This window comes from Pseudomonas sp. CM27, from assembly GCF_013179515.1.
In the GTDB taxonomy this organism is placed as follows: Bacteria; Pseudomonadota; Gammaproteobacteria; order Pseudomonadales; family Pseudomonadaceae; genus Aquipseudomonas.
Map to the genome: position 1 here is coordinate 1 of NZ_JABMCN010000271.1, position 7,820 is coordinate 7,820.

The following is a 7,820-nucleotide window of genomic DNA, read 5'->3' on the forward strand; positions in this document are numbered from 1 at the left end:
GAAACCCACGCCGGCAGCCCATACAAACAGCTTTGCAAGAGGCTCAACACAAACGAAAAAGCCCCGTCGCATGACGGGGCTTCTGGAGCGACGTCGCAATTAAGCGGCGACGATGCTCACGTAACGGCGCATGAACTCGCCTTTCTTCTCGAACTTGATCACGCCTTCGATCTTGGCGAACAAGGTGTGATCCTTGCCCATGCCAACGCCGTAGCCGGCGTGGAATTCGGTGCCACGCTGACGGACGATGATGTTGCCCGGCTTGATAACCTGGCCGCCATACATCTTCACGCCAAGGCGTTTCGATTCTGAGTCGCGACCGTTACGAGTACTACCACCAGCCTTCTTGTGAGCCATGGTTCAATTCTCCAAATAAATTCAGGGGATCTAGGGGATTAAGCCTGGATGCCGGTGATTTTGATCTCGGTGAACCACTGGCGGTGGCCCATGCGCTTCATGTGGTGCTTACGACGACGGAACTTGATGATGCGAACCTTGTCGTGGCGGCCTTGCGAAACGACTTCGGCCACTACTTTAGCGCCAGCAACCACTGGAGCACCGATGGTGACTTCTTCACCGTTGGCGACCAGCAGAACGCGATCGAAAGTCACGGATTCGCCAGTGGCGACTTCCAGCTTCTCGATCTTGAGGAATTCACCTTCAGCGACTTTGTACTGCTTGCCGCCGGTAACGATTACTGCGTAAGACATGGTATTTCTCCGATAATCCTGCTCACCCAGCGCTTTATATGATGAGTATTGGCTGGCATGGCTGCACAGGGCTGGAACGGCCCGGCGCAATTGCGTAAGGCAGGTGCTGCCCAGGAAGTTAGGGTGCGCGATTGTACGCAACCCGGGTTTTGCTTGCAAGTACCGCCCCCGGCCAGCAGGCACCGCGCCTTGACACACCGGGACCCGCGACCTAGCATGCCGCGCAACCTTATTGGAGCAGCCGATGCAACCCCAAACCTTCTACCGCGCGGTGGCTGATGACTTCAGCGCCGTCGACGAGATCATCAAGAAGCAGCTGACCTCGCGCGTGCCGCTGGTATCGAAGATCGGCGACTATATCACGTCCGCCGGTGGCAAGCGCCTGCGTCCCCTGCTGGTACTGCTGTGTGGCAAGGCGCTCGGCCGCGAGGGCGACGACCTGCGCCTGCTGGCCGCTACCATCGAATTCCTGCACACCGCCACCCTGCTGCACGACGACGTGGTCGACATGTCCGGCATGCGCCGTGGCCGCTCCACCGCCAATGCCCTGTGGGGCAACGCGCCGAGCGTACTGGTAGGCGACTTCCTTTATTCGCGCTCGTTCGAAATGATGGTCGAACTGGGCTCGATGCCGGTCATGCAGATTCTGTCCAAGGCCACCCGCGTGATTGCCGAGGGTGAAGTGCTGCAGCTGTCGCGGGTACGCGACGCCAGCACCACCGAGGACGTCTACATGGAGGTCATCCGCGGCAAGACCGCCATGCTGTTCGAAGCCTCGACCCACAGCGCCGCTGCGCTGGCCGGGGCGAGCGAAGAGCAGCGCGAGGCCCTGCGAACCTTTGGTGACCACCTGGGCGTGGCCTTCCAGCTGGTCGACGACCTGCTGGACTACAAGGGTGACTCGCAGACCTTGGGCAAGAACGTCGGTGACGACCTGGCCGAAGGCAAGCCTACCCTGCCGCTGATCTACACCATGCGCGAAGGTACTGCCGAGCAGGCGGCGCTGGTGCGCAAGGCCATCCAGAAGGGTGGCCTGGAGGACCTGGAGCAGATTCGCGTGGCAGTCGAAGAGTCGGGTGCGCTGCAGTACACCGCAGAGCTGGCGCGCGATTACGTGAAGCGTGCCATTGCCTGCCTGGAAGTGCTGCCGGCCAGCGAATACCGGGATGCGCTGGTAGAACTGAGCGAGTTCGCCGTAGCCCGTACTCACTGATAGAGCGAGTCGCCCTCTTCGCGGGCTTGCCCGCTCCCACAGGATGAGTACCGCCGCTGAGGTTGGTGCTATCCCTGTGGAAGCGGGCAAGCCCGCGAATGCTTTTGTCCGGACATAATCACTTCTGGGAAAATACCTTTTACAATGCAGGCCTTTAACCGCCTGTCTGTTTGTTTGAGGAACCGAAGTGAGCACTCTGCCGCCCTGCCCGAAATGCAACTCCGAATACACCTATGAGGATGGCGCTCAGCTGATCTGCCCTGAATGCGCCCACGAGTGGTCGGCCAGCGGCGACGCCGAAGCGGCCAGCGATGAGGTGGTGAAGAAGGACTCGGTCGGCAACATCCTGCAGGACGGCGATACCGTCACCGTGATCAAGGACCTCAAGGTCAAAGGCTCGTCCCTGGTGGTCAAGGTCGGCACCAAGGTCAAGAACATCCGCCTGTGCGACGGCGACCACGACATCGATTGCAAAATCGACGGCATCGGCGCCATGAAGCTGAAGTCCGAGTTCGTACGCAAAGTCTGATTACTCAAGATTCTGCCAATTGGCGCTTGCTATTTTGATAATAAGAATTATTCTCATTGGAACTGCTATCCAAGGAGAATAGCCATGACTTATCTGATCGACGCCTGGCTGGAACGCCCTCACCCCTACCTGCGCATTCTTCATCGGGAAACCGGCGAAGTGTGCGCGGTGCTTGAAGAAGAAGCGCTCGACGAATTGCGTGACCAGGGCGACCTGGACATGAGCGGGTTGAATTCGAGTGAACCGGGGGTCCTCAAGGAGCTGGTGCGGAATTTGTTTCTGTTCTGCTATGCACGGGCATTGCGCCCTGGGGGAACGGATTGGAATTGAGGCCAGCAGGGCCGGCCTCTTCGCGGCGGTTCGTCGCCACGATTAACCCGCTCCCACAGGAATCGTACAACGCTTGAATTGTGCACAATACCTGTGGGAGCGGGTTTACCCGCGAATGGGCCGCAAGGCGGCCCCAGCGGTGTTACAGAACGTCGAGCAGCTCGACGTCGAACACCAGCACGCTGTGCGGCGGGATGCTGCCAACGCCTTGGGCGCCGTAAGCCAGCTCGCTCGGCACGTACAGGCGCCATTTGCTGCCAGCGTTCATCAGCTGCAGGGCTTCGGTCCAGCCAGCAATCACGCCACCGACCGGGAATTCAGCCGGCTGGCCACGCTCGTAGGAGCTGTCGAACACGGTGCCGTCGATCAGGGTGCCGTGGTAGTGCGTGCGCACGTTGTCTTCGCGGGTCGGCTTGGCGCCTTCGCCAGCGGTCAGCACTTCGAACTGCAGGCCCGAAGCCAGGGTGGTGATGCCGTCACGCTTGGCGTTTTCAGCCAGGAATTCCTTGCCAGCGCCAGCGGCGGCTTCGGCCTTGGCGGCAGCTTCGGCTTGCATGATGTCGCGGATGACCTTGAAGCTGGCCGACAGGTCGGCTTCGCTGACGCGGCTGTCGGCGCCATTGAAGGCGTCGGTCAGGCCGGCCAGGATAGCATCCAGGCTAACGCCCGGTGGCGGGTTGTCGCGCAGCTGGCCGCCCAGCTGGCGGCCGATGCCGTAGCTTACGCGGGTTTCGTCGGTGGACAGGTTGAGTTCGGACATGGTCGTGCTCCACTGCAGGGCGCAGTGCAGCCGCGCCCTTGATGAAAAGGGCGAGCAGCCTAGCACACTGGGGCGCGGCGAGCAGCTACCAGGCCGAGCGCTGGGAAATCGGCACCTTCAGGTCTTCTTCAGGGTGCGAACCCATGCCGCACATTTCGTCCTGGACCGACCAGTGGACCAGGTGCATCGAGACCAACGGGATGGTTTGCAGCAACTTGCGGGCTTCCTCCACCGAGTGCACGCGCAGGCGTTCCCCACGGGCATCGGACAAGGGATGCGCGTGGCCTTTTACCCGGGCCTCGAGCAGGTAGTCACCGCCTTCGATGGCGATCAGGTTCAGTTCGTCGACATGGCCAGCCCTGGCCTCGGCATTGAGCTTCTGCAGGTTCATGAGAGCACCTCGCGTGGGAACCGTGCATGAGAGCTCATTTTTTGTACAGGCAGAGCAAAAGCACAAGCCAGAGACGACGCCGCCCGTCCGTTTTGCAACGGGCGGGCGGCGTCAGCTTCGACCAGGCTCAGTGCTTGGTCAGCTTGTCCAGGTAACCCATGCAGAACGCCGACACCACGAAGGTCATGTGGATGATCACGTACCACATCAGGTAATCGGTAGAGATGTTCTGCGCATCCATGAACACCCGCAGCAGGTGAATGGACGAAATCGCCACGATCGATGCGGCCACCTTCATCTTCAGCGACGAAGAGTCCATCTTGCCCAGCCAGTTGAGCTTTTCCTTGCTGTCGTCGATGTCCAGTTGCGAGACGAAGTTCTCGTAGCCGGAAATCATCACCATCACCAGCAGGCCGCCCACCAGCGACATGTCGATCAGCGACAGGATCACCAGGATCAGGTCCGCCTCGCTCAGGGCAAAGACATTGGGCAGGACGTGGACCACTTCCTGGAAGAATTTCAGCGCCAGGGCCAGCAGGCCGAGGGACAGGCCAAAGTAGATAGGTGCGAGCAGCCAGCGCGAGGCATACATCGCATTTTCGAGAATACGTTCCATGAAGTTCGGGACTCGTCAGGTGACTAAAAAAGCGACGGCGAGTATAGCCAGCCACCTGTTACAGCAAAAGCCCGGTGTTGGGGCTGCCCGGCAGCCCCGGCAGTCGTTCAGGTCTCAGGATGAAACTGGTAATCCCCAAGGTTGCGACAGCGCTCGCCATTGATCCGCCGTAATTGCGCCTGCAGATGCAGACACCAGATTTGCGGGTCTTCGGCCACCTGATACCCATGCAGGGTCAGGCTGTCGACAATGGCATTGAGCACCGATTCGGCCACCATCGGCCCATGGAACGGGCCCTGGGCCTTGATCGCGGAAGGTTGTTCACCGGCCATGCCGGCGGCGAACAGCAAGGTCCACATGCCGTTGTCCCCGGCCAGCGGGCGAATGCTGCATTCGATGCGGGTCACCAGGCCCAGGCACTGGCGTGTGAGGCTGAGGTTGCGCATGGCCGCGTCCCCTCCATAGAGCCTTGTTCAGCCCGAAAAACTCAGGCTGTCTCCATCCTGAACGCTGATACTGTCCTAAGTTCCAGCATAGAATAGCCGCGCAGAAAGTTGGAAAACCGGCGCTGAACGGTAGCACATCGCCGCTAGCGCCGGTTTATTGACTCAGGCCGGCTTGGCCTGGGCAATCATCTCTTCCAGGCGTTCCTTTTCCGCCCTTTCGATTTCTTCCTCACCGATCATTTCGGCAATTTCGCGCAGGCGCTCCACCACCCGGGCGTTGACGCTGCCCTCGGTGAACTGGCCCTTTTCATCCGGCACACCGGCTTCCTCGCCCACCAACAGGCTCAGTGCCTCATCGGCCTGGCTGACGGCGTAGACGTGGAACATCCCATTCTCCACCGCCTGCAGCACACGCTCGTCGAGCATCAGCGTGGCCACGTTGGCCCGCGGAATGATCACCCCTTGCTCGCCGGTCAGGCCACGCGCATCGCACAGGCGGAAGAAGCCCTCGATCTTCTCGTTGACCCCACCCACTGCCTGCACTTCACCGAACTGGTTGATGGAACCTGTGATGGCGAAGCATTGCTTGAGCGGCGTACGCGACAACGCCGAGATCAGGGTGCAGGCTTCACCCAGCGAGGCGCTGTCGCCGTCCACGTAGCCGTAGGACTGCTCCAGGGCGATGCTCGCGGAAATCGCCAGCGGGAATTCCTGGGCATAGCGGCTGCCCATGTAGCCGGTCAGGATCATCACCCCCTTGGAGTGAATTGGCTGGCCGAGGTTGACCTCGCGCTCGATGTCGACGATGCCGCTGCCGCCCGGGTAGACGGTGGCGGAGATCCGCGCCGGCATGCCGAACGCGGAGTCGCCTACTTCCAGCACCGTCAGCCCGTTGCACTTGCCGATGGCCGCGCCTTCGGTGTCGATCAGGATGATCCCGGCCAGCATGTCGTCCAGCACCCGTTGCGATACACGCCCGGTGCGGGTGGCCTTGGCCTTGAGCGCCCGTTCGATGTGGCCGGAGTCGGTCATTTCGTCACTGGCCAGCTGGCGGATGAAATCGGCCTCGCTGACCAGCTGGAAAAGGTCGCCGATACGCGCCGAAAGGCGCGACTGGTTCTCTGCCAGGCGGGCGCTGTAGGTGGCCAGGCGCGCCACTGCGTCGCTGGTCAGCGGCGCCATGCCCTCTTCGTTGGTACGGGTGCGCAACAGTTGGGCGAACTGCTCCAGGTTCTCGTCGACCATGGGCATGTCTTCGTCGAAGTCCACCAGCACCCGGAACATCTCCTGGAAGTCCGAGTCATGGTCCTGCAACGCGTAGTACAGCTGGCGCGAGCCGATGATGATCAGCTTCACGTTCAGCGGAATCATCTGCGGTGTCAGGCTGACCGAGGCCACGCGGCCCAGTTCGCCAATGGGCGACTCCATTTTCAGCTTGCGCGACTGCAGGGCGCGCTTGAGGGCGTCCCACACGAATGGCTCGCCGAGCATTTTCTCGGCTTCGAGAATCAGGAATCCGCCATTGGCACGGTGCAATGCGCCCGGGCGCAGCTGGCGGTACGAGGTGTAAAGCGCGCCCTGGTCGGTGCTGTATTCGATGCGGCCGAACAGGTTGTCGTAGGTCGGGTGCGGCTCGAACACCACCGGCGCCCCGCCGTCGGCGTGGTGGCCGACTACCAGGCTTGGGGCGTACTGCTCTTCGAGCAGTTTGCGTGCGACCGCGTCGGTCTTGCTGTCGTCGACCAGTTGCTCGACCACGGTGCGCAGCAGGTTCAGCTGCACCGATTGCAGGTAGGCGCAGACCGCCGCGTTTTCCGCGTACTTTTCCGACAGCGGCGCCAGCAAAGGTTGCAGGGCCAGGGTAATGGTTTCTTCGTTGAGCTGACGCAGCTGGTTGTTCGACTCGCGCTTCCACTGCGGCAGGCTGGCCAGCTCTTCGTTCAGCCGCTCCTCGAGCATGGCGATGTCATCGTGGAACTGCTCGCGCACCTCTTCGGGCAACTGGGCGAACTCGGCCTCATCCAGCGCCTTGCCCTCGGCCATCGGGGTGAAGGCCACGTTGCTGGCATCGCGGTACAAGGCCACGTCCTTCTCCAGCGAAGCGCGCTCGATCACATCCAGGGCGCGGTCGTAACGCTGGTTGAAGGCGCGGTCGATGGCACCCTTCTTCTGCTGGTACGACGGGTGCTCGAACACTGCCGGGAAGGTGGCCAGCAGGTTGTCGATCAGCCCGCTCATGTCGTTGATGAATTCCCCGGCACTGCCAGACGGCAACTCCAGCGCGCGCGGCTCGCGGCTGTCTTCGAAGTGGTTGACATACACCCAGTCCGCCGGGGTGTGCTGGCGCTTGCCTTCGGCCTTCAGGTAGCGCTTGACGAACGAGAAGCGGCCGGTGCCGGGCTCGCCCATCACATACACATTGTAACCAGGGCGGGGCATGGCCACGCCGAACTGCAGGGCCTCGACAGCACGTTCCTGGCCCAGGACTCCGCGAAACGGCTCCAGATCGTCGGTATTGGTAAAGGCAAACTGCTCGGGTGAGAAACGCCGGGTCAGGGCTTCAGGCGCGAGACGCAGGCGCGCAGCGACAGGATCGGGCATTGGGTTTCCTTACTTCGGCGGGCAGATACGCAGCATTCTGGCGCTGCCCGCGCGCGCCTTGCAAGGCTCGGCGAGACTTTATGTCGCAGCCGGTGCAAGTCATGTAACAGCAAATTTTTCGCAATCAACAACGCAACCTTTAGATCGTGCCTAAACTCCAAGCTGCGCGGGTGGGTGAAATGCTTTCCCGACCTGGCAACCGAGTTGCCAGAAACCCTGACCCT

At 61.4% G+C, this 7,820-nt stretch carries 10 protein-coding genes; 3 read left to right on the forward strand and 7 right to left on the reverse strand.

Annotated elements, in window-relative coordinates; genetic code table 11:
• Window positions 1–99: 99 nt before the first annotated feature.
• Window positions 100–357: a 50S ribosomal protein L27 gene (gene rpmA / locus HP547_RS25045; protein WP_003247464.1), complete on the reverse strand. Its 258-nt coding sequence runs from the start codon at window positions 355–357 to the stop codon at window positions 100–102.
• Window positions 358–395: 38 nt separating this feature from the next.
• Complete coding sequence (rplU, locus tag HP547_RS25050) at window positions 396–710, reverse strand: 50S ribosomal protein L21 (RefSeq protein WP_003247466.1); 315 nt, start codon at window positions 708–710, stop codon at window positions 396–398.
• A gap of 244 nt (window positions 711–954) precedes the next feature.
• Here rplU and HP547_RS25055 point away from each other — a divergent pair, with 244 nt between their 5' ends.
• From HP547_RS25055 to HP547_RS25065, 3 genes are all read left to right on the forward strand, one after another.
• Window positions 955–1,923: a polyprenyl synthetase family protein gene (locus HP547_RS25055; protein ID WP_172228943.1), complete on the forward strand. Its 969-nt coding sequence runs from the start codon at window positions 955–957 to the stop codon at window positions 1,921–1,923.
• A gap of 187 nt (window positions 1,924–2,110) precedes the next feature.
• A complete protein-coding gene (locus HP547_RS25060) occupies window positions 2,111–2,452 on the forward strand; it encodes a zinc ribbon domain-containing protein YjdM (RefSeq protein WP_172228945.1) in 342 nt (113 codons plus the stop codon).
• An 84-nt stretch (window positions 2,453–2,536) separates the two neighbouring features.
• The gene (locus tag HP547_RS25065; protein WP_010951938.1) at window positions 2,537–2,782 is read left to right on the forward strand and encodes a hypothetical protein; all 246 of its coding nucleotides are present in this window, start codon (window positions 2,537–2,539) and stop codon (window positions 2,780–2,782) included.
• Between the two features lie 142 nt (window positions 2,783–2,924).
• Here HP547_RS25065 and HP547_RS25070 read toward each other — a convergent pair whose 3' ends face one another.
• The 5 genes from HP547_RS25070 to HP547_RS25090 form a co-directional block, all read right to left on the reverse strand.
• Window positions 2,925–3,542 (reverse strand): FKBP-type peptidyl-prolyl cis-trans isomerase, encoded by a 618-nt coding sequence (locus tag HP547_RS25070; protein WP_172228947.1) that lies wholly within the window; start codon window positions 3,540–3,542, stop codon window positions 2,925–2,927.
• A gap of 85 nt (window positions 3,543–3,627) precedes the next feature.
• The gene (locus HP547_RS25075; protein ID WP_172228949.1) at window positions 3,628–3,933 is read right to left on the reverse strand and encodes a DUF6482 family protein; all 306 of its coding nucleotides are present in this window, start codon (window positions 3,931–3,933) and stop codon (window positions 3,628–3,630) included.
• Between the two features lie 127 nt (window positions 3,934–4,060).
• Window positions 4,061–4,549: a TIGR00645 family protein gene (locus HP547_RS25080; RefSeq protein WP_016501546.1), complete on the reverse strand. Its 489-nt coding sequence runs from the start codon at window positions 4,547–4,549 to the stop codon at window positions 4,061–4,063.
• Window positions 4,550–4,656: 107 nt separating this feature from the next.
• Window positions 4,657–4,995, reverse strand: coding sequence for a hypothetical protein (locus HP547_RS25085; protein WP_085673987.1), 339 nt, complete (start codon window positions 4,993–4,995; stop codon window positions 4,657–4,659).
• 162 nt (window positions 4,996–5,157) lie between these two features.
• Entirely contained in the window at window positions 5,158–7,596 is a 2,439-nt protein-coding gene (locus HP547_RS25090) for a Lon protease family protein (RefSeq protein ID WP_172288072.1), read from the reverse strand.
• Between the last annotated feature and the right edge of the window lie 224 nt (window positions 7,597–7,820).